The sequence below is a fragment of the Pseudomonadales bacterium genome, assembly GCA_041395665.1.
GTDB lineage: Bacteria > Pseudomonadota > Gammaproteobacteria > Pseudomonadales > UBA7239 > UBA7239.
On the sequence record JAWLAB010000008.1, the window covers coordinates 22652 to 47804 of the forward strand.

Annotated in this window: 27 protein-coding genes; 11 read left to right on the top strand and 16 right to left on the bottom strand. The window is 47.9% G+C overall.

Annotated elements, in window-relative coordinates; all coding sequences use genetic code 11:
• Nucleotides 1–18: 18 nt before the first annotated feature.
• The 16 genes from rnc to R3E63_10050 all read right to left on the bottom strand — a co-directional run bounded on the left by rnc (nucleotide 19) and on the right by R3E63_10050 (nucleotide 13851).
• Nucleotides 19–690 carry a ribonuclease III gene (gene rnc, locus R3E63_09975; protein ID MEZ5540250.1) on the bottom strand — a complete coding sequence of 224 codons (672 nt, stop codon included), beginning with the start codon at nucleotides 688–690 and terminating at the stop codon, nucleotides 19–21.
• The gene (locus tag R3E63_09980; protein MEZ5540251.1) at nucleotides 690–1067 is read right to left on the bottom strand and encodes a DUF4845 domain-containing protein; all 378 of its coding nucleotides are present in this window, start codon (nucleotides 1065–1067) and stop codon (nucleotides 690–692) included. The genes rnc and R3E63_09980 overlap by 1 nt, the downstream gene beginning before the upstream one ends.
• Before the next feature lie 28 nt (nucleotides 1068–1095).
• Nucleotides 1096–2160 carry a signal peptidase I gene (gene lepB / locus R3E63_09985; GenBank protein MEZ5540252.1) on the bottom strand — a complete coding sequence of 355 codons (1065 nt, stop codon included), beginning with the start codon at nucleotides 2158–2160 and terminating at the stop codon, nucleotides 1096–1098.
• A gap of 2 nt (nucleotides 2161–2162) precedes the next feature.
• Nucleotides 2163–3959 carry a translation elongation factor 4 gene (gene lepA, locus R3E63_09990; protein ID MEZ5540253.1) on the bottom strand — a complete coding sequence of 599 codons (1797 nt, stop codon included), beginning with the start codon at nucleotides 3957–3959 and terminating at the stop codon, nucleotides 2163–2165.
• A 70-nt stretch (nucleotides 3960–4029) separates the two neighbouring features.
• Complete coding sequence (locus R3E63_09995) at nucleotides 4030–5352, bottom strand: trypsin-like peptidase domain-containing protein (protein ID MEZ5540254.1); 1323 nt, start codon at nucleotides 5350–5352, stop codon at nucleotides 4030–4032.
• 118 nt (nucleotides 5353–5470) lie between these two features.
• Nucleotides 5471–6061 carry a sigma-E factor negative regulatory protein gene (locus R3E63_10000; protein ID MEZ5540255.1) on the bottom strand — a complete coding sequence of 197 codons (591 nt, stop codon included), beginning with the start codon at nucleotides 6059–6061 and terminating at the stop codon, nucleotides 5471–5473.
• A 111-nt stretch (nucleotides 6062–6172) separates the two neighbouring features.
• Nucleotides 6173–6757, bottom strand: coding sequence for an RNA polymerase sigma factor RpoE (gene rpoE, locus R3E63_10005; protein MEZ5540256.1), 585 nt, complete (start codon nucleotides 6755–6757; stop codon nucleotides 6173–6175).
• 3 nt (nucleotides 6758–6760) lie between these two features.
• Nucleotides 6761–7156 carry a ClpXP protease specificity-enhancing factor gene (locus R3E63_10010; GenBank protein ID MEZ5540257.1) on the bottom strand — a complete coding sequence of 132 codons (396 nt, stop codon included), beginning with the start codon at nucleotides 7154–7156 and terminating at the stop codon, nucleotides 6761–6763.
• Nucleotides 7157–7164: 8 nt separating this feature from the next.
• Nucleotides 7165–7815: a glutathione S-transferase N-terminal domain-containing protein gene (locus R3E63_10015; protein ID MEZ5540258.1), complete on the bottom strand. Its 651-nt coding sequence runs from the start codon at nucleotides 7813–7815 to the stop codon at nucleotides 7165–7167.
• Nucleotides 7816–7918: 103 nt separating this feature from the next.
• Nucleotides 7919–8731, bottom strand: a complete 813-nt coding sequence (locus R3E63_10020) for a cytochrome c1 (protein MEZ5540259.1) — start codon at nucleotides 8729–8731, stop codon at nucleotides 7919–7921.
• 11 nt (nucleotides 8732–8742) lie between these two features.
• On the bottom strand, nucleotides 8743–10032 hold the full coding sequence (locus R3E63_10025; protein MEZ5540260.1) for a cytochrome bc complex cytochrome b subunit: 1290 nt from the start codon (nucleotides 10030–10032) through the stop codon (nucleotides 8743–8745).
• Nucleotides 10029–10625 (bottom strand): ubiquinol-cytochrome c reductase iron-sulfur subunit, encoded by a 597-nt coding sequence (gene petA / locus R3E63_10030; protein ID MEZ5540261.1) that lies wholly within the window; start codon nucleotides 10623–10625, stop codon nucleotides 10029–10031. Before petA ends, R3E63_10025 begins: the two co-directional genes overlap by 4 nt.
• Before the next feature lie 216 nt (nucleotides 10626–10841).
• Nucleotides 10842–11246, bottom strand: a complete 405-nt coding sequence (rpsI, locus tag R3E63_10035; protein ID MEZ5540262.1) for a 30S ribosomal protein S9 — start codon at nucleotides 11244–11246, stop codon at nucleotides 10842–10844.
• A gap of 9 nt (nucleotides 11247–11255) precedes the next feature.
• On the bottom strand, nucleotides 11256–11684 hold the full coding sequence (gene rplM, locus R3E63_10040) for a 50S ribosomal protein L13 (GenBank protein MEZ5540263.1): 429 nt from the start codon (nucleotides 11682–11684) through the stop codon (nucleotides 11256–11258).
• A gap of 101 nt (nucleotides 11685–11785) precedes the next feature.
• Nucleotides 11786–12658: an MBL fold metallo-hydrolase gene (locus R3E63_10045; GenBank protein ID MEZ5540264.1), complete on the bottom strand. Its 873-nt coding sequence runs from the start codon at nucleotides 12656–12658 to the stop codon at nucleotides 11786–11788.
• 5 nt (nucleotides 12659–12663) lie between these two features.
• Nucleotides 12664–13851 carry a trans-2-enoyl-CoA reductase family protein gene (locus R3E63_10050; protein ID MEZ5540265.1) on the bottom strand — a complete coding sequence of 396 codons (1188 nt, stop codon included), beginning with the start codon at nucleotides 13849–13851 and terminating at the stop codon, nucleotides 12664–12666.
• Nucleotides 13852–13949: 98 nt separating this feature from the next.
• Between R3E63_10050 and R3E63_10055 the strand changes: the two genes are divergently transcribed.
• From R3E63_10055 to guaB, 11 genes are all read left to right on the top strand, one after another.
• A complete protein-coding gene (locus R3E63_10055; GenBank protein MEZ5540266.1) occupies nucleotides 13950–15467 on the top strand; it encodes a fumarate hydratase in 1518 nt (505 codons plus the stop codon).
• A 6-nt stretch (nucleotides 15468–15473) separates the two neighbouring features.
• Complete coding sequence (locus R3E63_10060; protein MEZ5540267.1) at nucleotides 15474–16622, top strand: MBOAT family O-acyltransferase; 1149 nt, start codon at nucleotides 15474–15476, stop codon at nucleotides 16620–16622.
• Nucleotides 16607–16966 (top strand): hypothetical protein, encoded by a 360-nt coding sequence (locus R3E63_10065; GenBank protein MEZ5540268.1) that lies wholly within the window; start codon nucleotides 16607–16609, stop codon nucleotides 16964–16966. Before R3E63_10060 ends, R3E63_10065 begins: the two co-directional genes overlap by 16 nt.
• Before the next feature lie 2 nt (nucleotides 16967–16968).
• Entirely contained in the window at nucleotides 16969–18024 is a 1056-nt protein-coding gene (locus R3E63_10070; GenBank protein ID MEZ5540269.1) for a hypothetical protein, read from the top strand.
• Nucleotides 18024–19514 (top strand): MBOAT family protein, encoded by a 1491-nt coding sequence (locus tag R3E63_10075; protein MEZ5540270.1) that lies wholly within the window; start codon nucleotides 18024–18026, stop codon nucleotides 19512–19514. The genes R3E63_10070 and R3E63_10075 overlap by 1 nt, the downstream gene beginning before the upstream one ends.
• Nucleotides 19514–20599, top strand: coding sequence for a hypothetical protein (locus tag R3E63_10080; GenBank protein MEZ5540271.1), 1086 nt, complete (start codon nucleotides 19514–19516; stop codon nucleotides 20597–20599). Before R3E63_10075 ends, R3E63_10080 begins: the two co-directional genes overlap by 1 nt.
• A complete protein-coding gene (locus tag R3E63_10085) occupies nucleotides 20592–20804 on the top strand; it encodes a DUF1653 domain-containing protein (protein ID MEZ5540272.1) in 213 nt (70 codons plus the stop codon). Before R3E63_10080 ends, R3E63_10085 begins: the two co-directional genes overlap by 8 nt.
• Nucleotides 20805–22157, top strand: coding sequence for an exodeoxyribonuclease VII large subunit (xseA, locus tag R3E63_10090; GenBank protein ID MEZ5540273.1), 1353 nt, complete (start codon nucleotides 20805–20807; stop codon nucleotides 22155–22157). It begins immediately after the preceding gene.
• A 57-nt stretch (nucleotides 22158–22214) separates the two neighbouring features.
• Entirely contained in the window at nucleotides 22215–22340 is a 126-nt protein-coding gene (locus R3E63_10095) for a hypothetical protein (protein ID MEZ5540274.1), read from the top strand.
• A 173-nt stretch (nucleotides 22341–22513) separates the two neighbouring features.
• Complete coding sequence (locus R3E63_10100) at nucleotides 22514–23221, top strand: hypothetical protein (protein ID MEZ5540275.1); 708 nt, start codon at nucleotides 22514–22516, stop codon at nucleotides 23219–23221.
• A 451-nt stretch (nucleotides 23222–23672) separates the two neighbouring features.
• Entirely contained in the window at nucleotides 23673–25142 is a 1470-nt protein-coding gene (guaB, locus tag R3E63_10105) for an IMP dehydrogenase (protein MEZ5540276.1), read from the top strand.
• The last annotated feature ends 11 nt before the right edge of the window (nucleotides 25143–25153 follow it).

A 25153-nucleotide genomic window follows, 5' to 3' on the forward strand; every position in this document is an offset into this window, starting at 1 on the left:
CCACCGTATAACCTCAGCTCACAAGCCCAAATGCGCTAATACTTTTTTAGCTGCCAGTTGCTCCGCTTGTTTTCGACTCGATGCCACACCTGTTTCCTTTTTGTCCAATGCTGATACGGTACACGCCATGGTAAAGGTAGCATTATGATCGCTGCCGCTACGATCAACGAGCTCGTACACCGGCAGCGATAAATGTTTCGACTGCAAATATTCTTGCAATGTCGTTTTAGCATCTTTACCCACAGTTGGTGTTAGTGTTTCCAGTATTGGCGCAAATAATTGTTGCACCACCTCACTACAAACCTGCAATCCACCGTCAAGATAGACAGCTGCGATAATAGCTTCCACCGCATTGGCAATGAGTGATACTCGCTGCCTCCCGCCCGCCTGCTGCTCTCCCGCTCCCAACAGCAACAATTCGCCTATGCACAAAGCATCACCAATTCTTGCTAACTGCTCACCACGCACAATGTGGGCGCGCATATTGGATAGCTCTCCTTCTGTTGCAGAAGGGTGCTTGCGATAGATAATTTCAGTGACGATGAAATCAAGGATAGCGTCACCTAAAAACTCTAAACGCTCGTTGTGATGACTACCGTAGCTTCTATGTGTTAGTGCCTGTCTGCACAATTGAGGATTAGAAAAAACATACGACAGCTTTTCCTGCAAAAAAATAACAGCGTCGTTCACTAGCGCACAGATGTCAGTTCAACGGAATGTTTGAAATGAATCAGTACTTCAACATTACCAACAAAGGGAGCCTGCACATCATAATCCAGCGTCACAACAGGCACAGAACCTGTTCGATCAATAGCCAAGTCACTCAGAATTTTGTCATCAATCATACTAACTTGAAAAGTTTTTGATAAACGATCTTTGATTAACGCATTCGTCGCGTCAGTACCCTTCAAAGAGTCATTTAAAGCAGTCAAAGCTGAATGAATATTCCTATCTTGAATGTACAGCGGCCCCAGCTTTAAGGCCGTTGTTACTACCGTCAAAAAAACAAAGAGGTACAAACACATTTCCCACATGGTGGCACCGCGCTGTGCTTTAAGCTGCTTCATCTGTGTTTCCTTCTATTGGCTGTTTTTGTCATTGGATTACACCACTGCGTGAGAATGAGGGCAAGCCTGTCACGCCTTCCCAGTGCATCCAAATATACTCGGCTTTACCGACAATATTGGCCTCTGGTACAGCGCCCCAAAAACGGCTATCACTGCTGTTGTCACGGTTGTCGCCCATCATGAAGTACGAACCATCCGGCACCACTGTTTCGTAATTACTTTGCGGTGTTACCAAAGACACTCGCTGCATCAAGTGTTCTTTCGGTTGTAGGTTCTCTTGCATAACCATCATGTACGGGAACGACGAGTCATCAATACGCAGCTGCTCCTGCTGCATTCGTACACCATTGATAAAGACAACATTTTCTTTCACTTGAATGTGGTCACCGGGAAGACCAATAACGCGTTTAATAAAATAGCGTTTGTCATTGGGCGGATAGAAAACCATGACATCGCCCCTCTCTGGATCACCCACCGAGAAAACTTTGGTACCAATAACCGGCAAACGAATACCGTAAGCAAACTTATTCACCAGAATAAAATCGTGCACCAACAATGTTGGCACCATGGATGCTGAAGGAATTTTGAACGGTTCAAACAAAAAAGAGCGCAATACCAACACTACAACCAGTACGGGAAAAAATGATTTAGCGTATTCCGCCACAACAAAATCTTTTTCAGCCCAGTCAACCGTTTTCTGACGATCAACCGGCACTTTCATTTGCGACAGTACACGCTGCACATTCGCAGCTCCCAGCAAGCGAACGCGACGCACCATAAAAACAAATCGATCCGCTCCAACAACAATGCCGGCAGCCGTTACCAGCAATACCAGTATCAGTGAAAAATCACCAACATCGCCTGCTTTGTTCATAGCACCAACCAGCACTATAGCCACACCAAGCCAAATCAAAACAATCATGCCTGACAGCAAGCGAAACCATACAGGCATCTCATCCGTTGCTGATAATTGCGTGTTATAGCCTTGCTGTTGCGCAATTTTTGCAATACGAAGAGGTCGACCAAAATGCTCTTGCACTAACCACAACACTACACTCAGCACCAAGGCGCTTATCAAAATCACAACAAACATTCTCAATCCGCCTTTAATACCGCCAGGAATGCTTCCTGCGGAATCTCAACATGACCAATTTGTTTCATGCGTTTTTTGCCTGCTTTTTGTTTTTCTAACAACTTTTTCTTACGCGACGCATCGCCGCCGTAACATTTTGCCAACACATTTTTTCTCATTGCTTTCACTGTAGTGCGCGCAATGATTTGCCCACCTAAAGCCGCTTGAATGGCCACATCGTACATCTGTCGTGGAATCAACTCTTGCATCTTTTCACACAACACACGGCCACGAGATTGTGCATTATCACGATGCACAATAATTGCTAATGCATCAACCTTATCACCGTTAATCATCACATCCAGCTTTGCCAAGCGTGCTGCTTCAAAACGCACAAAGGAGTAGTCCAGCGAAGCAAAACCACGACTGACTGATTTCAGGCGGTCGAAGAAATCCATCACCACTTCACTCATCGGCAATTCATAGCGCAAAGACACTTGATTGCCGATAAACAGCATATCTTTCTGTACACCGCGTTTTTCTACACACAAGCTGATGACATTACCCAAATAGGCCTGCGGCACCAAAATACTGGCCTCGGCGATGGGCTCGCGCATCTCCTGAATTTTTCCTGCATCGGGTAGCTTTGAAGGGTTATCGACCGAGATGACTTCACCACCATTTATCACCACTTCATACACAACGGTGGGGGCAGTGGTAATCAAATCGAGATCGTATTCGCGCTCTAAGCGCTCCTGCACAATTTCCATGTGCAACATACCGAGAAAACCACAACGAAAACCAAAACCCAATGCATCCGATGTTTCAGGTTCATAAAATAATGCGGCATCATTCAGTGTCAGCTTTGCCAATGCTTCACGAAAATCTTCATAGTCATCAGCATTAACAGGAAACACACCTGCATACACTTGCGGTTTAACTTTCTGAAAACCTGGCAATGAAGTTGTTTCAGGAAATGCGGCATGAATCAGCGTATCACCCACAGGCGCGCCGTGAATATCTTTAATACCGGCGACAACAAAACCGACTTCACCTGCTTTTAATTCATCAGTTTCTTTGCGCTTCGGTGTAAAAATACCCACTGCATCAACCAGATGCGCCTTGCCGATACTTTTCGCCACAATTTTATCTTTCTTGCGTAGCGTACCGTGTTTAACACGCACCAAAGAAACCACACCGAGATAATTATCAAACCATGAATCGATAATCAGTGCTTGCAGCGGTGCATTAATATCGCCCTCTGGTGATGGAATTTTGGCAACCAATTGCTCCAACACATCTTCAATACCCAAACCGGATTTTGCGCTGCAACGACAGGCTTCACTGGCATCAATACCGATAATTTCTTCAATTTCTTTTTGTACGCGTTCAGGCTCAACCTGTGGCAAATCCATTTTATTGAGGATGGGCAAAACCTCTAATCCCTGTTCAATCGCTGTATAACAATTCGCCACCGATTGCGCTTCCACACCTTGTGCGGCATCGACCACCAACAGAGCGCCTTCACACGCCGCCAACGAGCGAGACACTTCATAACTGAAGTCCACATGCCCCGGCGTATCAATAAAATTTAACTGATAAGTTTTTCCGTCCTGCGCTTGATAATTAAGCGTCACACTCTGCGCTTTGATAGTAATACCGCGCTCACGCTCAATATCCATTGAATCCAAAACTTGCGCTTCCATTTCGCGTGCAGACAGGCCACCACACACCTGAATAAAGCGATCTGCCAGCGTGGATTTACCGTGATCAATGTGGGCGATGATGGAGAAGTTACGAATATGACTCAGGTCGGACACAGGTATTTCCGGCGCAGAAAAAAAGTGCTGCATTCTACCTGATTCACCCCTGCCCCGTGCCTTAGTTGATCTATGGCTGAATCACGATAGAACGAAAGATTGGTTGGCCATCACGGAAAAAGCGAATAGGTTGAATACTCCCAACCTCCATGTCCTTAACAATTTGCTGAAAGCTCTCTGGGCTTGTGACATCGGTAAACCCCAGCTGTACAACAATATCGCCCACACGCAACCCAGCTTTTTCTGCAGCCCCTCCCTGCTGAATAGCGCGAATCCGAACACCGCCCGCAATATGCAGCTGTGTTATCTGCAGTCTATCCAGAGTATCAAGCTGCATGCCTAAAACTCCTTTAACGCTACTGCGTTGCGCTTTGCGTGCATAACGATTCGTCACACGGGCTTGCTTATCGGCCAGCTCACCGACAACAACGCTAATTACCTGCGGGTGCCCATGCCGCATTACCGTCATGTCCACCTTGCTATTAGGCGTCACCAGCCCCACCAAATGGGGGAGATCTCCTGAGTACAAGATGGGCTTACCAGCGAACCGCGTAATCACATCACCTTCCATAACACCTGCTTGTGCCGCTGGCCCTGCGGGGTTTACTTGAGCAACGAGCGCTCCCTCCGGTTTACTGAGACCAAAAGACTGAGCCAACTGTCGATCAACCTCCTGAATTGCAACACCCAGCCAACCTCTCGATACATAACCTGACTCTTTTAATTGTTTGACTACGCTGCGCACAACGCTGGCTGGAATAGCAAATGACAGCCCCATCGAGCCGCCGGAGCGCGTAAAAATTTGTGAGTTAATTCCCACAACATCGCCAGCCAAATTAAACAAAGGGCCGCCTGAGTTTCCAGGATTAATTGCCACATCAGTTTGAATAAACGGCACATAATTTTCATTTTCACCATTCGGCAAACTGCGCCCAATGGCGCTGACTATGCCTTGCGAAACGGAATAATCCAGTCCAAATGGCGATCCAATCGCCAACACCCACTCGCCAACTTTTAGCGTATCGTTTGCAGCCAAATCCAATGTCGGCAAATTACTGGCATCAATTTTTAATAGCGCAATATCCGAACGCTCATCGCTACCTATTACTTCTGCATCAAACTCCCGACGATCATTTAGACGAACAATAATTCTATCAGCATCTCTAATCACATGATGGTTAGTGAGAATATAACCATCTGCTTCCACAATAAAACCCGAGCCTAATGCCATCGGTTCTGGGATACCTTTTGCTCTAGGCGCTCCCATAAACGCCTGCGGTCTATTTTGTGAAGTTTCAATTTGAATTTTAACAACCGCCGGCGATGCTTTTTCAACCAACGCAGTAAAATCAGGAAGCTCTACTGCAAAGCTAACCACTGAAAACAAAGACATTATCCAAAAATAAATTAACAACCTCATATTGCAAACACTTACACAGTGGTTGCTTTTTTTACTCAGCATAAAGCCTCCAATACAACACTAGGCTACAGAGAACTACAGAGTGGGAAAATTACTGACTTGAAAAATTTTGTCTAGATGCTTTGATCAGTGGAGCTCTAGCAGACTCCACATTCATCGACACATTTTTGAATTGTGCCTTTATCGCTAGATGTGAATTTCGCGCTTCATCAGACTGCGTGAAAATGTTATCAACACCCAAAGCGCTAGGCATACTAGCCAACAACTTTTGCTCTGAAAATGAATCATGGTGATCAATAACTGGCACATTCCTTGCCAATTGCTGCGCATCACCGGCCTGATGATTCTGTTGCCACTGCGCGCCGACGACAACAACCAAGGCCACTGATGCTGCCACCGCGATACGAGAAAAGATTTTTTTATTTCCCTGATTCTTCTGCGTATTGTCCTCATCAATTGCGTGGCGCACGGCATCCGCGAAGGCGAGAGAACTACCAAAAGAAACTGGTTGTTTTTGAATCACTGCCGAGGCCAAGTGATAGCGCGCCCAACGCTGACGCAGCTCTGCACTGTCCGCACATTCGCTCAGCAAACGACGCAATTCCAATTCATGGCTTTCGCCATCCATTGCAGCGGACAAGGATTCTTGAGTGTCAAAAGGAGGTTGGCGATCAGCAGGCATACGGCACCTCAATCAGTAGCGTAATTTCTTCTTAGGCAGTTAGTCATATCAACTATTGTTGGGACTTTTGCTGCCGCCATTAGTTCCATAGAAGGCTTAATTTTCTTGCGATTAAGTTTCCAACAAAGGCCGAATAGCAATATCCACCGCTTCGCGTGCACGAAAAATACGAGAGCGCACCGTTCCTATCGGGCAATCCATAGTCTCTGCAATCTCCTCATAGGACAAACCATCAAACTCTCGCAGCAGCAGCGCTTTGCGCAGTTCTTCTGGCAATGCCGCTAGGGCTTCTTCGACAACACGATGAAGATCCTGTGTAGCCAGCAGGCTTTCTGGTGTTTCTTCCACACGCAAAAATTCGCTGAAAGCAAAATCTCCTACTTCGTCGATATCTACATCAGAAGCGGGTCGACGCTTGCGTGCATCCAAAAAGTTTTTAGCGGTATTCACCGCAATGCGATACAGCCATGTGTAAAACGCGCTATCACCTCGAAAGTTTCCAATAGCGCGATAAGCTTTAACGAAAGCTTCTTGCGCCACATCTTCCGCTTCTGCGTGATCTTTGACATAGCGCCGCACCAAGGACAACACCTTGTGTTGATACTTGAGTACCAGTAAATCGAAGCTGCGTTTGTCGCCTTTTTGCACCCTAGCGACCAACTGCTCATCAGTATCTCGCGTCACTGGGCTGGTCATGAATCACTTCACTACGCGAAGAGCAGGGCGGCTAGGTACTGGCTTAGGTGTATCTTGGCCGCCACCGTCTGATGGATCTGGATCAGGAATACTTTCCGAAGGGAACATCATGCCCTGACCATTTTCACGGGCGTAAATGCCTTGAATGGCATAAATGGGCACATGGATATTTCTTGCCACACCACCAAAGCGAGCGCTAAAGGTAACGGCATCCTGCCCCATAGCCAAACCCACCACGGCCGAAGGAGAAATATTCAACACAATTTGACCATCCTTGATATGTTCTTGCGGCACCATCACGCCCTGCAGCAACGCATCCACAACAAGATGCGGTGTGCAATGATTATCCAGAATCCATTCATGGAGCGCCCGTAAAAGATACGGTTTACTGGACAACATGGGAGCTCTTATTTCTGCTCTACAGCGCGCTCTGGACGCATTTCCTTTTCCTGTTCAGACAAGCTGGCACGGAAAGCGCGGCGCTTGAACATACGATCCATATAATCATGCATCGGTTTTGTTTGCTTATTATTGGGCAGGTCTATTCCCAATGAAGGCAAGCGCCACAAAATAGGCACTAAACAGCAATCCGCGAGCGTCAATTCATCATTCATAAAATAAGGTTTTTCGTTAAAAATTGGCGCAATCGCAACCAGAGTGTCTTTCAACTCTTTTGCTGCTTTAGTCGCGGACGCCTTATCACCTTTTTCAATGGTTTCAATCAACGCACCCCAATCTTTATCCATGCGCTTATGCAGCAAACGCGTCTGAGCGCGCGTTACTGGATAAACGGGCAACAACGGTGGATGAGGAAAACGCTCATCCAAATATTCCATCATCACCCAAGCGTCATACAGCGCCAATTCGCGATCAACCAATGTGGGCAGGCTGTTGTACGGGTTATGCTCAGATACTTCCTCTGGAATATCCGATGGACGCGTATCAATAATTTCTACGGTGATGTCTTTTTCGGCCAACACAATGCGTACGCAGTGGCTAAGATGGCTAGCACCGTCTGAAAACAAAGCCATTGTTGAACGGCGAGTAATGACTGACATAAAAAACACTCCGAGATAAATAAACAAGGGCGACTCGCGCCGCCCCTCGATTATGGCTTTCCGTGTTACTAAACTGAGTTTCTCTACTCAATACTTTGAGTACTCAGTGAACATCCTTCCAGTATTCTCTATTGAGCAGCCATGCGAATACGAAGAATAAGGATACGAAGAACAACGCATAAACACCCATGCGTTGACGCTTCAACGCAGAAGGCTCGCCCGCATAAGCCAAAAAGCTCACTAAATCGCCAACCGCTTGATCAAACTCAGCGGGTTTCAGTTTACCTTCTTTCTCAACAGTTAGGCGGCCACAAGGGTTCAATGCAGCACCTGTTTTAGCGTCGACCAAGATTTCTGCACGCGTCAGCGGGTCGCGCTTGATGCCACCGTTTTCTGCATGTACAGGGCCTGGCGCACACTTAGGCATACCTTGTAATTCCAACATGGCGTGGGGCATACCGACATCTTTGAATACACGGTTATTCACACCGTAAGGGCGCTTGTCATCTTGATAAAAGTTACGCAGGTAGGTGTACAACCAATCGACACCCCTAGCGCGAGCCACGAGTGTTAAATCCGGCGGCGCGGCACCAAACCATTTTTTCTGCTCCTTAGCAGGCGCAGCAATGGCCATCAAATCACCGATATTGCTTTCGGAAAAATTGAGATTTTGCTGGGCAATCTCATGCGGGATACCTAAATCATCCGCCATACGCTCGTAACGCATATAGGTTAACGAGTGACAGCCCATGCAATAGTTCACGAAATCTTTTGCGCCGCGTTGCAAAGCCGCCTTGTCGTGCAATGCCGGTTCAAATTTGTCGCATTCAATCGTACCGCATGATTTTTCACCTTCGCTCGCGAAAGCGAACAATGGCAGCACCCCCAGCGTTAACAAAATAAGTAATTTTTTCATCGCATCACTCCTTATTTCATCGTAACGCGGTCTGGCTCAGGTTTTGTTTTCTCGATTGATGTATAAATCGGCATCAATACGAAGAAAGCAAAATAAACCACCGTCAGATACTGGGACATATCATTGTTTTCCAACCACGAAATTTTGTGGTGCAACAAATTACCCAAGAAATAGCCACCTGCAGGAATAGCACCCAAGTAGCCCAAAGTTACAAATGAAATAGCCAATGAGTAGAGGGCAATTTTGGTCAAACAACCTTTGTAACGCCAAGATTTCACTTTACTGCGATCCAACCAAGGCAGAACAAACATGATGGCAATCGCCGCAGCCATCACCACAAAACCCCAGAATTTTGACGACAAACCGAACCACTCTAGCGTAGTAGCACGCAACATGGCGTAGAACGGCGTGTAGTACCACACAGGTGCGATATGCGCAGGAGTTTTCAAATTGTTGGCGATTTCAAAGTTAGCGTATTCGAGAAAATATCCACCCATCTCCGGCATAAAAAAGAGAATGAAGCAGAACACAAACAAAAATACAGCAATGCCCACCAAGTCATGCACGGTGTAGTACGGATGAAAAGGAATGCCATCCAGCGGCTTGCCGTTTGCACCTTTCTTTTTCTTGATTTCAATGCCGTCTGGGTTGTTAGAACCCACTTCGTGCAATGCCAATAAGTGCAGCACGACCAACATCACCAAAATCAATGGAATCGCAACAACATGCAGCGCAAAGAAACGGTTGAGCGTGATGCCGGAAATCAAGAAATCACCGCGCACCCACTGCACGATGCTGTCACCAACCACAGGAATCGCGCCGAACAATGAAACGATTACCTGCGCGCCCCAATAAGACATCTGACCCCATGGCAACACATAGCCCATGAAGCCTTCAGCCATCAGGCAGAGGTAGATCAACATACCGAACAACCACACCAATTCGCGCGGTTTTTTGTACGATCCGTACAACAAGCCACGGAACATATGCAGATAAACCACAGCAAAAAATGCAGAAGCGCCGGTCGAGTGCATGTAACGGATGATCCAACCGTAGTCCACATCGCGCATGATGTATTCAACAGAAGCAAATGCACCTTCTGCAGTAGGCGTGTACGACATCGTCAACCAAATACCGGTCAGCAACTGGTTGACCAGCACCAACAGCGACAGCACACCAAAGAAATACCAAAAGTTAAAATTCTTAGGCGCGTAGTACTGACCCATGTGGGTGTTCCATGCACGCATGATAGGTAGACGCGCATCTACCCAATCTCGCAAACCAATCAGCCAAGAAGTCATGCGGCCTCCTTCTGGTCTTCGCCAATCACAATGATGTTGTCGCTATCGAAACGATAGGCGGGGATGGACAAATTGGTTGGCGCAGGCACATTGGCCAGCACTCGACCAGCCAAATCAAATTTAGAGCCGTGGCAAGGGCAGAAAAAGCCACCCACCCAATCTTTACCCAAATCTTCTGGAGCTAACTCTGGGCGAAATTTTGGTGCACAACCCAAGTGCGTGCAGAGGCCTACCACCACAAACACGGTGTCTTTAATGGAGCGGTGTTCGTTTTTGCAGTACGCCGGCTGCTCTGACTTCAAGGACTCAGGATCCTTCAACTGGCTATTTAGCTTTGCCAAATCAGCCACCATGGTCTGCGTTCGGCGCACAACATAGACAGGCTTTCCTTGCCACTCAAAAGAGGCCATCTGCCCTTCTTCTAATTTGCTGATATTGGCCTTAACTGGTGCGCCCGCCGATTTGGCTTTCGCACTAGGATTCCAAGATCCGACAAAAGGGGTAGCGACAAAACCCGCTCCAGCAACGCCGACACCAGTGGTGGCAACGGTAAGGAAGCGGCGCCGCGCGTGGTTTACACCGTCATTACTCATGACGCTTTTCTCCCATCACTGCTAGACGCATCTCTGTAAATCACAGAGCCTCTGAGGTTTAAAAATGACCCGAAAAATTCGAGCGGTATTATGCCAGACTGACCGCTCAAGGCAAGAAAGCATCGCCCAATCAATCGCAACCCGTTGTATTGCTTGGAAACAAAAACGCCCGAACCACTGACGAGATTCGGGCGCAATGACAAAACAAGAAAAAAATTAACGCTTGGAGTACTGTGGACGCTTACGCGCTTTGCGCAAGCCAACTTTCTTACGCTCCACTTCACGCGAATCGCGCGTCACATAACCCGCCGCACGCAATGCGCCGCGCAAGCTTTCGTCGTATTCCATCAAGGCACGAGTAATGCCGTGACGAATAGCACCCGCTTGGCCAAAGCTGCCACCGCCAGCGACTGTGATTTTCAGATCCAGCTTCTGATCCAAGCCCGTCAGCACCAAAGGCTGACGCACGATCATGCGCGCCACTTCACGACCGAAATAATTTTCCAGTGCGCGATCGTTGATAGTGATGTTACCGTTGCCCGCTTTGATAAAGACGCGAGCGGTCGCAGTTTTACGGCGACCTGTTCCATAATTTTGCTTTACTGCTTGCTGAACAGCCATATCTGCCTCTTACAGTGAAAGAACTTGTGGCTGTTGGGCACTGTGTGGGTGCTCTTGGCCAGCATAGACTTTGAGTTTTTTGAACATTGCACGACCCAATGGGCCGCGTGGCAACATACCTTTTACTGCCAATTCAATGACGCGCTCTGGCGCACGATCAATCAACTTTTCAAAAGTGATTTCTTTCAAACCGCCGGGGAAGTTACTGTGGCTGTAGTAAACCTTGTCTTTGTTCTTGGCGCCAGTTACACGCACTTTTTCTGCATTAACCACAACAATAAAGTCGCCGGTATCGCAATGCGGGGTAAATTCAGGCTTGTGCTTGCCGCGCAGACGACGAGCTAGCTCTGCCGCCAAACGGCCCAGAACCAAATTATCGGCATCTACTACATACCAGTCGTGTTGTGCTGTCTGCGCATTGGCGCTGATCGTCTTCATTTCTGTCCTGCTCTTGGTCAGTGGCTGGATTTGGGGGGCGAATTGTAGTGACCACCCCTTCGCATTTCAAGCAATAAATTATCTTTTCTTAGGTGTTTATTTCAGAGAGATTCTTTCCAAAACCAATACTGTCGACTGAAATCCCAGCCGCCTACCTCACCCTCTTTCCTTGCTCTACCGTCTTTTTCCAGCTTGAGCAGGTGCGCCCACAAAGACACTTTAGCAATCGGGTGCAGGCTCGGATCAACATCGCTGTAAACCACCGATACCAAGGCATCAATAGTAGAAGCCGCCCCCATCGAACGCAGCGCATCCACCACTTTCCCTTCGCGTTGCAAGCGATGAGCAATTAAGCCATCAATCACCTCGATAGGATTCAACATCGCATCACCATGCCCAGGCAGTAAAGATTGCAGGGAATAGTTTTTAAGAATAGACAAAGATTGCAGGTAATCCGCCATATCACCCGCAGGTGGCACGATCACTACGGTGGAGCCTTCCATAATGTGATCACCAGTAAAAACCGCACCCTCTTCTCGCAATAAATAGCAGAAATGGTTGGAGACATGTCCTGGCGTGGCCATCGCTTCTAATGTGAAGCCCTCGCCTTCGATTAAATCACCGTGATGGATATCGCGATCAGCTACAAAGCTGGCGTCTTGCTGCTCATCATTGGGCAACACAGCACCTACCAAAGCAGCACCGGTGCGCTCCGCCAAAATTTTCGCTGCGGGAGAATGATCAGGGTGCGTGTGCGTGACAACAATCCAGCGCACCGCTGTATCGCCGACGGCATTCAGAATTGCTTGGATATGTGACGAATCCGCTGGCCCTGGATCCAAAATGGCAAGTTCCTTATCGCCAATCAAATAGCAATTGGTGCCCGCGCCCGCGAGCATGCTGGGGTTGTTGGCAGTCAGCCGCCTCACCAAGGGCGACAACTGCACCAACTCGCCCGAATTCACGCGCGCCACAACAATTAAACCAGCGGCAACTCCACGATCGGGCTTAAGTCTTCGTCGTAATTCACTTCAGCAAAACCAAAGCCAAACAACTTCAAAAACTCGTCTTTGTAGCCTTGGAAATCAGTCAACTGATACAGGTTTTCTGTCGTCACTGTCGGCCACAACGCTGCCACTGCAGCGTGAATATTTGGCTGTAATTCTTTGTCATCCACACGCAAACGCCCTTCTGCATCCAAGCTGCGCGCGCTGCTGTAAAGACAATCGTGAAACAAACGATAAATTTGTTCGATACAACCTTCATGCCCACCTTTTTCTTTCATCACTTTGTACAGCAATGACAAATACAAAGGCATGATGGGGATAGCGGCGCTCGCCTGCGTCACCAGCGCTTTCAGCACGGAAACATAGGATTTTCCCTGCACTTTTACCAATTGGCTATCAATGGCAACGCGCGTGCGATCCAAATCTTTTTTCGCCGCGCCGATAGTACCGTTCCAATAAATATCCCAAGTTAATTTTTCACCGAGATAAGTGTAGGCCGTGGTTTGTGCGCCATCAGCCAACACGCCGGCAGCGAGCAGCGCATCAATCCACATCTGCCAATCTTCACCACCCATCACCGCAACTGTGTTGGCAATTTCTTCTTCGCTTGCCGCAGGTAGCGTGACTTCTTCAACGATTTGTTTATCGGTGTTTACACCGCGTTGTGTCACAGCTTGACCGATAGGTTTCAACACTGAGCCGTGCACGACACCGGTTTTAGGATGTTGGCGACGCGGTGAAGCCAAGCTGTAAATCACCAAATCCACTTTGCCCATATCGGCTTTAATGGTGTCGATAGTTTTTTGTTTTATTTCATCCGAAAACGCATCACCGTTGATGTGTTTGGCGTACAAACCTGCTTCTTTTGCCGCTTGATGAAAAGCCGCTGAGTTGTACCAACCCGCCGTGCCGGTGCGTTTTTCATCCGGCTTTTTTTCGAAAAAAACGCCCAGCGTTTTTGCACCGCAACCGAATGCGGCGGTGATGCGCGATGCCAAACCGTAACCTGTAGACGCACCAATCACTAAAACATTTTTAGGACCATTGGCGATGGCGCCCTGCTGACGCACATAATCAATTTGCTGGCGCACATTAGCGGCACAGCCTTTGGGGTGCGCATTGGTACAAATAAAACCGCGAACTTTTGGTTGGATGATCATGCAGCCTTCTCTATCGATCGAAAACGAAAGGTCGGCATTATATACGCGCCTACTGCTAGAATAAGTGCCTCGTTTTAGCACCATCCACGGAGTTTGCCATGACTGTTATTCGCCAAGACGACCTGATCGCCAGCGTCGCCGATGCCCTGCAATTCATCTCCTACTATCACCCCGTGGATTTCATTCAGGCGATGCACAAAGCCTACGACCGCGAGCAAAATCCCGCAGCCAAAGACGCTATCGCACAAATTCTGATCAACTCGCGTATGTGTGCCATGGGGCACCGCCCAATCTGCCAAGACACCGGTATCGTGACCGTATTCATCAAAGTAGGCATGGATGTGCGCTGGGACGGCGCGACCATGAGCGTGGACGACATGATTAACGAAGGCGTGCGCCGCGCTTATTTGCAGCCTGACAACATCCTGCGCGCCTCTATCTTGGTTGACCCAGCAGGCAAACGCCAAAACACCAAGGACAACACGCCAGCTGTGATTCACTACCAAATCGTCCCCGGTAACAAAGTTGAAGTGGATTTGGCAGCCAAAGGTGGCGGCTCAGAAAACAAATCCAAAATGGCGATGCTGAACCCCTCCGACTCCATCGTGGATTGGGTGCTGAAAACGCTGCCTACCATGGGCGCGGGTTGGTGTCCGCCAGGGATGCTCGGCATTGGCATCGGTGGCACTGCAGAAAAAGCTGCTGTGCTGGCGAAAGAAGTGCTGATGGATGAAATTGATATTTATGATTTGATGGCGCGCGGCCCGCAAAATCGCATCGAAGAATTGCGTTTGGAATTGTTTGAAAAAGTGAATCAACTCGGCATTGGCGCGCAGGGGCTCGGCGGTTTGACCACCGTGCTGGATGTCAAAATTAAAGACTACCCCACGCACGCTGCCTCACTGCCCGTGTGCATGATTCCCAACTGCGCTGCCACACGCCACGCGCATTTTGTGCTGGATGGCTCCGGCCCATCGCTGCAAACACCGCCTTCGCTCGAAGAGTGGCCAGAAATCACTTGGGAGACAGGCAACTCGCGCCGCGTCAATCTCGACAATCTCACCAAAGCTGATCTGGCTGAATGGAAATCCGGTGAAACACTATTGCTTTCTGGAAAAATGCTCACTGGTCGCGATGCTGCACACAAAAAAATGATCGACATGATGGCAAAAGGCGAAGAGCTGCCCGTCGATCTCACCAATCGCTTTATCTACTATGTAGGCCCCGTTGACCCAGTGCGCGACGAAGTGGTCGGTCCCGCTGGCCCCACCACCGCAACGCGCATGGATAAATTCACACGCACCATGCTGGAGAAAACGGGGTTGATCGGCATGATTGGCAAATCCGAGCGCGGCCCTGTCGCCATCGAAGCCATCAAAGACAACAAAGCCGTGTATTTGATGGCAGTGGGCGGTGCAGCGTATCTCGTTTCCAAAGCGATCACGGCCGCCAAAGTATTGGCGTTTCCTGAATTAGGTATGGAAGCGATTTACGAATTTGAAGTGAAAGACATGCCCGTGACGGTTGCTGTCGATATCAACGGCATTTCTGTGCACACCACCGGCCCACAAATTTGGGAACAAAAAATACGTACTGAACATCTGCAGGTTGTTTAACGCTGCATGCTGTTCAATTCGTATCAATTTATTTGGTTGTTCCTGCCAGTGGTACTAGCAGGTTTTTTTATTACCGCAAGGTACCGGCAAGAAGCTGCGGCACTGTGGTTGGCGCTGAGTTCGCTATTTTTTTACGGCTATTGGGATATTTCTTATGTGCCGTTGCTACTGATATCCATCGCAGCAAATTACCAAATTGGCAAACAAATCAGCGGCGCAATTGAACAACAAGCCGCACGCCGCGCTAAAACTTGGTTAATTCTCGGCTTAGCGTTTGATTTGGGCTTACTGGCTCATTACAAATACACCAATTTTTTTCTCGATAATTGGATTGCACTCACAGGCTCCAATCTTTCGTTACCCAATATCATTCTGCCTCTCGGTATTTCATTTTTTACCTTCACACAAATTGCCTACTTGGCGGACTGCCACAAAGGCATCGTGAAAGAGCGCAATCCCGTGCACTATTTGCTGTTTATCACCTACTTCCCACATTTAATCGCTGGCCCCATTCTGCATCACAAACAAATGATGCCGCAGTTTGCGCGCGCTGATACTTATCGAATTAGCCAAGAAAATATTGCCGTTGGCCTCACCATTTTCGCTATTGGCATGTTCAAAAAAATGGCGATCGCTGATCCATTGGCTAACTTTGCAGGGCCAGTCTTTGCCGTCAGCAAACATCCAGGACTGCTCGCCACCAGTGAAGCATGGCTCGGCGCATTGGCTTACTGCTTGCAACTGTATTTTGATTTTTCCGGCTACTCCGATATGGCGATTGGTCTATCGCGTCTGTTCGGCATCAAATTACCGCTCAATTTTAATTCGCCGTATAAATCCACCAACATCATTGATTTTTGGCGGCGTTGGCACATGACGCTGTCGCAGTTTTTGCGCGACTACCTCTACATCACACTGGGCGGCAATCGCTTAGGTAAATCGCGCCGTTACATCAATCTGATGATCACCATGTTGCTCGGTGGTTTTTGGCACGGGGCGGGGTGGACTTTTATTGTGTGGGGTGCATTGCACGGCATTTACCTCACCATCAACCATATGTTCCGTGAGTTTTTCCCAGAGTCACAAAACGCATCACTCTTCTCTACTCGTGCACGCGCCACCATCGGCTGGCGCTTACCATGCTGGGCGTTGTAGTTGCTTTTGTGATTTTCCGTGCAGCATCAATGCATGATGCACTCACCATATTGCAAGCAATGGCTGGACTGTCTTCAGCGGCGGATGGAGAACAAGTTATCTCCATTTTGAAACATGCAGATGACGGGCGTGACTATGTTTTGCTAGCCGGCTTAATCGCTCTGTTTGCGCCCAACACACAAGAAATTATGAGCCGTTTTCAACCCGCATCCGACGCCACACCTAGCAACACTCGCTGGCAGTGGCGACCATACCCACTATTGGCTCTACTCACCGCTCTTGTTCTGAGTTATAGCATTGTGAACATCGGCCAAGTCAGTGAATTTCTTTACTTTCAGTTTTGACGATGATGAAAACTTATAACAACATCGTGATTATTCTCACCTGCATTTTGGTAGGCTTTTGCGCCTGCTTAATTATCTGGGCGCAACCCCTGAGTGGCGATTTAACGCGTATTGGCGCCTATCCAGAACGCTGGTATGGATGGAATGTCCCACAGCAAAAAATTCCTGACAACACAAACACAGAACGAACCACCTCAAAAAAACATATTTTAGTGCTCGGTGATTCGTTCTCAGAAATAGGGCACTGGCAGGCGTACCTCAATGATCGTTACAGCTTTACGCTAGTTCCAACAAGAAACACCAGCTTTCACAAAATCATCGAAAAGATCCGCACAGAAAACCCAGACGGCGTTGTGATTGAAAGCGTAGAGCGATTTACTTACGCCATGTTTGGCGATGAATCTGAGTTTATGGGTAGCACACCAAAAAATTGCGACCCAATTACTCCATCAACCTCAACACTCAGCGTAGAAAAAGCTCTTCTTTCTGTTTCCTACCCTCCGTATGCAAGAGAAACTTTTCCTCGCACTGCAAAAGAAATCTCTCAAGGTTTCTATCTTGCTAAGCAGCATATCTTTTTTGCAATAAAACCTAGGAAACAACTCGCTAGGATATTCGATCTCACAACGCCAACACTATTTAGCTCGGCACGCAATAAAGAAATTCTCACGCTAAAAAGTGATCTGCTGCTATTACCCTCGTTCAATGATGCAGCCATATCTACCATGCAGTGCTCTATGCGCACGCTGGCACACGCGCTGACACAGCTCAACAAGCCTTTTGTTTTTGTGATTGTTCCTGATAAAACTACTGCCTACCAACCGTACATCAACTCGTCAGCGCTACGCGACAAACCACCAGTAATAACACGCCTGCTGCATCAAATCCGCATACCTCACACTATTGATATGCTCCCTAACATTAGAGACGCACTGGCGAACAATACTGTAGATTTTTATCTACCGAATGATACGCATTGGGGGTATCACGGCTTTGAATTAGCCGCACAACAAATTGAGGCTGCCTTTCAACCTCAATGGCCTAGGAACCGTCTCTGATGTTGTTTAACTCTTATTCGTTCATTTTTCTATTTTTACCCATTGTTTTTGCGGGTTTTTTTATTGCTGCCCGTTTTCGTCATGAGGCGGCAGCACTCTGGCTAGCGTTGGCCTCTTTATTCTTTTATGGCTACTGGGATATAAATTATGTACCACTGCTGTTGATATCAATCACAGCCAATTACCAGATTGGCAAGCAAATCAGTAGCGCCATAGAACAACAGACCTTACACCGCGCAAAACTATGGTTTATTGCTGGCTTAGTTTTTGACCTCGTTCTACTCGCTCATTATAAGTACACCAATTTCTTTTTAGATAATTGGATTGCGCTAACTGGCTCCAATCTTTCATTTCCAGATATTATTTTGCCTCTTGGCATTTCTTTCTTTACCTTCACACAAATTGCTTACTTAGCTGACTGCCACAAAGGTATCGTCAAAGAACGCAATCCTATTCACTATTTATTATTTATCACTTACTTCCCGCATTTAATTGCGGGGCCTATCTTGCATCACAAACAGATGATGCCGCAGTTTGCTCGCAAAGATACTTACAGCATCAGCCAAGAAAATATCGCCGTTGGGCTTACTATTTTTGCTATCGGCATGTTCAAGAAAGTCATCATTGCTGATTCATTCCCAGAATATGTCAATCCTATTTTTTCTGTGAGTCACCACACAACCACCCTATCAACAAGTGAAGCGTGGCTTGGTGCGTTAGCCTACTGCCTGCAACTGTATTTTGATTTTTCTGGCTACTCTGACATGGCCATTGGTTTATCGCGACTTTTTGGCATCAAACTACCACTCAACTTTAACTCGCCCTACAAAGCAACCAGCATCATCGATTTTTGGCGGCGATGGCATATGACTTTGTCTCAATTTTTACGCGACTATCTCTATATTGCTTTAGGCGGTAATCGTTTAGGAAAATCACGCCGCTACCTCAACTTGATGATTACCATGCTACTGGGTGGTTTTTGGCACGGGGCAGGTTGGACTTTTATAATTTGGGGTGCTCTACACGGCATTTACCTCACAATTAACCACGTATTTCGTGAATTTTTTCCAGCACCAACTGACACAACTACAATCACAGCGCGTGCACGCGCACTCGCAGGATGGCTCCTCACCATACTGGGTGTCGTCATTGCGTTTGTCATATTTCGTGCCGAATCAATTTCCGACGCCCTCTTGCTATTAAAAGCAATGGCAGGAATATTCACGCTTGATCCAGAGCAATCGCCCAGCATCGTGAGCCATGCGGATGACGGATGGAATCTTGTTGTATGGACTTCATGCTTGGCTTTGTTTGCACCCAACACACAAGAAATTATGAATAACTTTAGACCGACATCTGACAAAGTTAATCACCAAACACGATGGCAGTGGCGCCCTAGCCCGCTATTGGCCGTCACTGGTGGTCTCGCACTAGCCATCAGCATTGTCAATATCGGACAAGTCAGCGAGTTTCTTTATTTTCAATTTTAATGATGAAAATTTATAACACTATTTTTTTATCTTTAGTTTTTTTCGTGGTGTGCTCCTGTGCTGCCATTATGCTTTGGTCGCAGCCTATTACAGGGGATCTCACACGCATCAGCGGATACCCTGAGCGCTGGTTCGGCTGGAATACACCACAACAAAACATCACTCCTACTACCAATACGCCCCGCAAAGAGGGCGCCTCTCATATTCTTGTGGTTGGCGACTCTTTTTCTGAAGCCGGCTATTGGCAGTCCTTTCTTAAAGAAAAATATACTTTCTCTTTTATTCACAGCGGAAAAACAAATTTAAATGCCGTTATAGCGCGTATAGCACAAGAAAAAATTGATGCCGTAGTTATAGAAACCGTAGAGCGTTCTATGTATAGCATGTACGGTAGCGCAACAACTTTTACAAAACCCTTGAGCGATTGTCAGCTACCTCTGATTGAAAGAGAGGCACCACCCGATGCCAGTAAACTGTATACGCACATCGCAGAGCTACCCCTCTTTCCCGATAGAAGTCGGATAACAAAACCCATTTCTGGCAATAATATTTCAGAAGGTTTTCATACATTTAAGTTAAACAGCGAAGCCTTTTTTAAACCTCGCAAACGCAAAGCGAAAATATTAGCATTGACATCGAGCAATCTATTTAGCAATACACGCAGCGATCAACTCCTTTCATTAAGCCGAGATTTTTTACTGTATAACAACATTAACGAAGTTGACCTCAATATGCTGCACTGCACCATCCGAGCCACAGCACAAGCTTTGGCCGCCACTCAGATTCCTTTTGTGATTCTTACACTGCCCGATAAAACTACCGCATACCAACCCTATCTTGCTGATGAAAAACTGCGTCAGAAAACATCACTGGCTGAGAGCATTAATATGAATGCAGCAACCACGCATGGCGTTGATATGTTGCCGGCTATCCGCACATTGATTGCAGCGGGTGACCAAGATATCTATTTGCCGAATGACACTCATTGGGGCTACAGAGGCTTTCAATTAGCCGCTGTATTAATCGATGAGAAATTAGCACCGCAATTACCCAATTCAACTTCTACTACAAACACTCATGATTAAGCGCGGTATCTATCGACATTACAAAGGCAAAGACTATCTCGTGATGGAAATTGCTCACCATTCAGAAACACGCGAAGCACTGGTGGTTTACCGTTGTTTGTACGACGACTACAGCGTGTGGGTTCGTCCACTCAATATGTTCTGCGAAGCAGTTGTGGTCGATGGAAAATCTGTGCCGCGTTTTGCATTTGTGCACGAAGCTTAAATGACGAGCACTGAGCACATTTTCAGCGTCACCGAGCTGAACCGCCGCGCGCGTCAATTATTGGAAACACATTTAGCCACTGTATGGGTGCGCGGTGAAATTTCCAACCTCGCCATACCTTCTTCCGGTCACTGGTACTTCACGCTCAAAGATGACAAAGCGCAAGTGCGCTGCGCGATGTTTCGCGGTCAAAACGCTTTACTGCGCTTTAAACCCGAACACGGCATGCAAGTAATTGCGCGCGGACGCGTCGGGTTGTACGAAGGCCGCGGCGACTACCAATTAGTCGTCGAAGGTTTACAGCTGGAAGGCGCAGGAAATTTGCAGTTGGCGTTTGAACAACTCAAAAGCAAGTTAGAAGCAGAAGGCTTGTTCGATGAAGATTTTAAACAAGCACTGCCTGACATCCCGCAGCATATTGCCATCATCACTTCACCAACGGGCGCAGCGATTCAAGACATCGTTTCTGTTTTTAAGCGCCGTTTTCCTGCTGCGCTGCTGAGTATTTTTCCTGTGCCTGTGCAAGGTGCTGATGCTGCGCCGGCAATTGTGAAAGCAATACAACTCGCCAACACGCAGCACGATATTGACGTAATTATTATCGCTAGAGGTGGTGGCTCACTGGAAGATTTATGGGCATTCAACGAAGAAATAGTCGCGCGCGCTATTTTTTCCAGTGAAATTCCTATCATCAGCGCTGTAGGACACGAAACCGATTTCACGATTGGTGATTTTGTTGCCGATGCTCGTGCACCGACACCCTCTGCTGCGGCAGAAATGCTGTCGCCCGACATCAACGATTTTTTTGCACTGCTATCGCACTACACTTCCCTGTTTCAAAAACAGTTGCAGCAGACGATTGCTCAACAGCGTCAACAACTGCTACATCTCATTAAACGCCTGCGTCATCCGGGGCAAATTCTGCGCGAGCAGCAGCAAAAGCTGGATCACTTAGAGTGGCGGTTGCTACAAGCACCTATTTCCCAACACATCAAACTTACACAGCGACTTCACCAAGCTGCACAAACGCTACAACAACATAACCCTGCACAACAGGTACAAGCCTCTCATTTTCAATTAGAGCGTTTGCAAACGCGCTTGCTCAATGCTACGCGCTCACACCTCATGCAACAGCAACAAGCACTAGCACGATGCGCCACAGCACTAGACAACCTCAGCCCACTCAACACTCTTAAACGCGGCTATACCATTGCTACTACAAATGACGGGCAAGTGCTGACACATATCGACCAAGTACACGCCAATATGGCTTTTGATTTACAATTGCAGGGAGGGGCGCTGCAAGCCACGGTGCGAAGCATCCACCGCAAAAGCATTGACCGCCATCAATAATTCCCTGCTCTTTGTTGTATAGCATCTCGTCTGTATTTTTATTGGTAGGAGAACAACATGGAAAACCCCAATTCATATTGGCAAGCTGATGACAAATCCTCTGCCACTAAAGTTATCGGCATGATCGTGGCGATTGCCGTCATCATGATCGGCGTTGCTGTTGGTATCGGGTTTGTGCTCTAACAATTCAATAAAATTATTAGAATAAAACCACCACCACCTACATTACTGCATTTATTGGGCTTGGCTGGCTACTACAAAAAATTACCACTCCTATCGGCATATGGGTTGATCGCTCACGCTAGACATTTACAATCAGGAGCCTCTACTCCCATATATAGCAGCTCCCACTCCCCATGCCCAGAAACGAAGACGATATTTTTGATAGCCACGCGATTATTCCTGATACCGAAGATCGCTTAGCGAGAAATTCATCTGCCAAACCAGCTGCTGCCATGCGCACGGCAGAAAAGAAAAAAATCACAGCAAACACTGCGCCGAACAGCCGTTTTACGCATTTCCTTTTGCTGATTATTTTAGGAGTTATGCTGCTGATCAGTGGCTTTCTACACTACCGCATCACTCAACAAACAGATGCCAGCAATAAGCTACAAACACGCCTTGAAACCTTGGAATCACAGCTCGGTATCAGCATCACCGATAACAAGAAAACTGGCGACACCATGGGAGATAAGATCAATAAATTAGATGCGCGTTTGAACTCTGCCAACAAAGAGATCAACCAACTAACAGCGACGCTCAACGACAAAACCAAGAAAGCATTAGATACTCAAGAAAAATCGCTCAACACTTTACAGGCCAATCTAGCAGAACTGAAAAAATCCCTCGCGCAGACCGATAAACAGAATGGAGAAGTTGCAAAACTCGCGAGCGATAGCAAGCAAACCGCTGACCGTGCCACGGCCTCACTCACTGCATTAAACAGCGCCGTAACAGCCTTACAACAACGCGTGGCACAGGGCGATCCCGCTGCGCGCGATGCTGGAAGACAAGCCACGATGGCACTGGAGCAAAACGATCAGTTACAAAAGAAATTAGGATAGCCTGAACAAGCGCATTGCTGACCAAGAAGAAGCGTTGCGTAGCATCGATAGTTTTCGCCGCGTAGCGTGAACAGCGACCTCAACAAACTAAAACAAGATCGTGCACAGAGTAACGCGATCCCTATGCAATAATCGTCTTCCCACCATAACCGAGGGCTCCATTGTGAAAATCCATCAATTAATTGCTATTGCACTTCTTTCACTCTTTGCATCAGCAAGCTTTTGCCGATGAATGCAGCACTACCTGCGACAGCGAATACCAAGAATGTAAAACCGTGGCAGACCGCGACAGCAAACAAGCTTGTGAAGACGATGCCCAGCAGTGCAAGAACGACTGTAGCAAACCACAGTAACTCCCCCTCTTTTCTCACTCCTTTGCCCCTTTGGTTTACCCACCGGAGGGGCAGCCTTATAATTCGCGCCCTCCCACTTCTTCTTATGCCGAGTTTTTATGCTGCGAATTGATCACGAAGCTTTGACATTTGACGATGTGCTATTGATACCAGACTACTCTGAAGTCGTCTCCAAGGATGTCTGCCTCAAAACGGCGCTAACGCGCTCTATCAGCCTAAACATTCCACTAGTCTCTGCCGCAATGGACACTGTCACCGAGGCTCGTTTAGCCATCGCTATGGCGCAACAAGGCGGCATAGGCATCATTCACAAAAACATGACTGCAGCAGAACAGGCTGCGCAAGTGTTGCAAGTCAAGCGCTTTGAAAGCGGCGTCGTCAAAGACCCTATCACCATTGAGTCAACAGCAAGTGTGCGCGAATTGGTCGCGCTAACAAAAGAAAACCGTATCTCCGGCGTGCCTGTCATGCAGGATGGCAAACTGGTCGGCATCGTCACCAGTCGCGATGTGCGATTTGAACCCCAGTTAGATGCATCCGTTTCCAGCATCATGACGCCCAAAGAACGCCTCGTGACTGTCAAAGAAGGCGCTTCCGCTGAGACGGTGAAAGAACTGTTGCACCGCCATCGCATTGAAAAAATTCTTGTAGTCAATGATGCCTTTGATCTACGCGGCATGATCACGGTAAAAGACTTCAACAAATCGGAAACCTTCCCCTACGCCTGCAAAGACGACCAAGGTCGCCTGCGCGTAGGCGCATCTGTCGGCGTAGGCGGCGATACCGATCAACGCGTTGATGCGCTAATTGCGGCAGGTGTAGATGTTTTAGTTGTCGACACTGCGCACGGCCACTCCAAAAATGTGCTGGGTCGCGTACAGTGGATCAAGCAGCACTACCCACAGGTGCAAGTGATCGGTGGCAACATCGCCACTGGCGAGGCGGCACTAGCGCTGGTGAAAGCAGGCGCAGACGGTGTGAAAGTTGGCATCGGCCCTGGCTCCATCTGTACCACGCGCATCGTCACCGGTATCGGCGTGCCACAAATTAGCGCTATCGCCAATGTCGCTGCCGCGCTGAAAGAGACTGACGTTCCTCTTATCGCTGACGGCGGTATTCGTTTTTCAGGCGATGTCGCCAAGGCTGTCGCTGCGGGCGCGCACTCCATCATGATGGGCAGCATGTTTGCTGGCACCGAAGAAGCACCCGGTGAAATTGAGTTGTACCAAGGGCGCTCCTACAAGTCTTATCGCGGCATGGGTTCACTCGGTGCGATGGCCCAGTCACAAGGCTCTTCTGATCGCTATTTCCAAGATGCCAGTCAAGGCGCGGAAAAACTCGTGCCAGAAGGCATTGAGGGACGCGTGCCATATAAGGGCACAGTTTCAGCCATCATCCATCAAATGATGGGCGGCTTGCGCTCTGCCATGGGTTACACCGGCAGCATCAACATCCCAGCCATGCGCACAAAAACGCGTTTTGTGCGCGTGACGAGTGCCGGTATGAATGAATCACATGTGCACGACGTATCCATCACCAAAGAAGCGCCCAACTATCCCGTTCGCTAATCAGATTTTTG

Coding starts and splice junctions, on each gene's coding strand:
- R3E63_09980 (MEZ5540251.1), bottom strand. CDS start 1,067: ATGAAGCAGCTTAAAGCACAGCGCGGTGCCACCATGTGGGAAATGTGT.
- lepB (MEZ5540252.1), bottom strand. CDS start 2,160: ATGTTTGTTGTGATTTTGATAAGCGCCTTGGTGCTGAGTGTAGTGTTG.
- R3E63_09995 (MEZ5540254.1), bottom strand. CDS start 5,352: ATGTCTTTGTTTTCAGTGGTTAGCTTTGCAGTAGAGCTTCCTGATTTT.
- R3E63_10000 (MEZ5540255.1), bottom strand. CDS start 6,061: ATGCCTGCTGATCGCCAACCTCCTTTTGACACTCAAGAATCCTTGTCC.
- rpoE (MEZ5540256.1), bottom strand. CDS start 6,757: ATGACCAGCCCAGTGACGCGAGATACTGATGAGCAGTTGGTCGCTAGG.
- R3E63_10010 (MEZ5540257.1), bottom strand. CDS start 7,156: ATGTTGTCCAGTAAACCGTATCTTTTACGGGCGCTCCATGAATGGATT.
- R3E63_10015 (MEZ5540258.1), bottom strand. CDS start 7,815: ATGTCAGTCATTACTCGCCGTTCAACAATGGCTTTGTTTTCAGACGGT.
- R3E63_10020 (MEZ5540259.1), bottom strand. CDS start 8,731: ATGAAAAAATTACTTATTTTGTTAACGCTGGGGGTGCTGCCATTGTTC.
- R3E63_10025 (MEZ5540260.1), bottom strand. CDS start 10,032: ATGACTTCTTGGCTGATTGGTTTGCGAGATTGGGTAGATGCGCGTCTA.
- petA (MEZ5540261.1), bottom strand. CDS start 10,625: ATGAGTAATGACGGTGTAAACCACGCGCGGCGCCGCTTCCTTACCGTT.
- rpsI (MEZ5540262.1), bottom strand. CDS start 11,246: ATGGCTGTTCAGCAAGCAGTAAAGCAAAATTATGGAACAGGTCGCCGT.
- rplM (MEZ5540263.1), bottom strand. CDS start 11,684: ATGAAGACGATCAGCGCCAATGCGCAGACAGCACAACACGACTGGTAT.
- R3E63_10050 (MEZ5540265.1), bottom strand. CDS start 13,851: ATGATCATCCAACCAAAAGTTCGCGGTTTTATTTGTACCAATGCGCAC.
- R3E63_10055 (MEZ5540266.1), top strand. CDS start 13,950: ATGACTGTTATTCGCCAAGACGACCTGATCGCCAGCGTCGCCGATGCC.
- R3E63_10060 (MEZ5540267.1), top strand. CDS start 15,474: ATGCTGTTCAATTCGTATCAATTTATTTGGTTGTTCCTGCCAGTGGTA.
- R3E63_10065 (MEZ5540268.1), top strand. CDS start 16,607: ATGCTGGGCGTTGTAGTTGCTTTTGTGATTTTCCGTGCAGCATCAATG.
- R3E63_10070 (MEZ5540269.1), top strand. CDS start 16,969: ATGATGAAAACTTATAACAACATCGTGATTATTCTCACCTGCATTTTG.
- R3E63_10075 (MEZ5540270.1), top strand. CDS start 18,024: ATGTTGTTTAACTCTTATTCGTTCATTTTTCTATTTTTACCCATTGTT.
- R3E63_10080 (MEZ5540271.1), top strand. CDS start 19,514: ATGATGAAAATTTATAACACTATTTTTTTATCTTTAGTTTTTTTCGTG.
- R3E63_10085 (MEZ5540272.1), top strand. CDS start 20,592: ATGATTAAGCGCGGTATCTATCGACATTACAAAGGCAAAGACTATCTC.
- xseA (MEZ5540273.1), top strand. CDS start 20,805: ATGACGAGCACTGAGCACATTTTCAGCGTCACCGAGCTGAACCGCCGC.
- R3E63_10095 (MEZ5540274.1), top strand. CDS start 22,215: ATGGAAAACCCCAATTCATATTGGCAAGCTGATGACAAATCCTCTGCC.
- R3E63_10100 (MEZ5540275.1), top strand. CDS start 22,514: ATGCCCAGAAACGAAGACGATATTTTTGATAGCCACGCGATTATTCCT.
- guaB (MEZ5540276.1), top strand. CDS start 23,673: ATGCTGCGAATTGATCACGAAGCTTTGACATTTGACGATGTGCTATTG.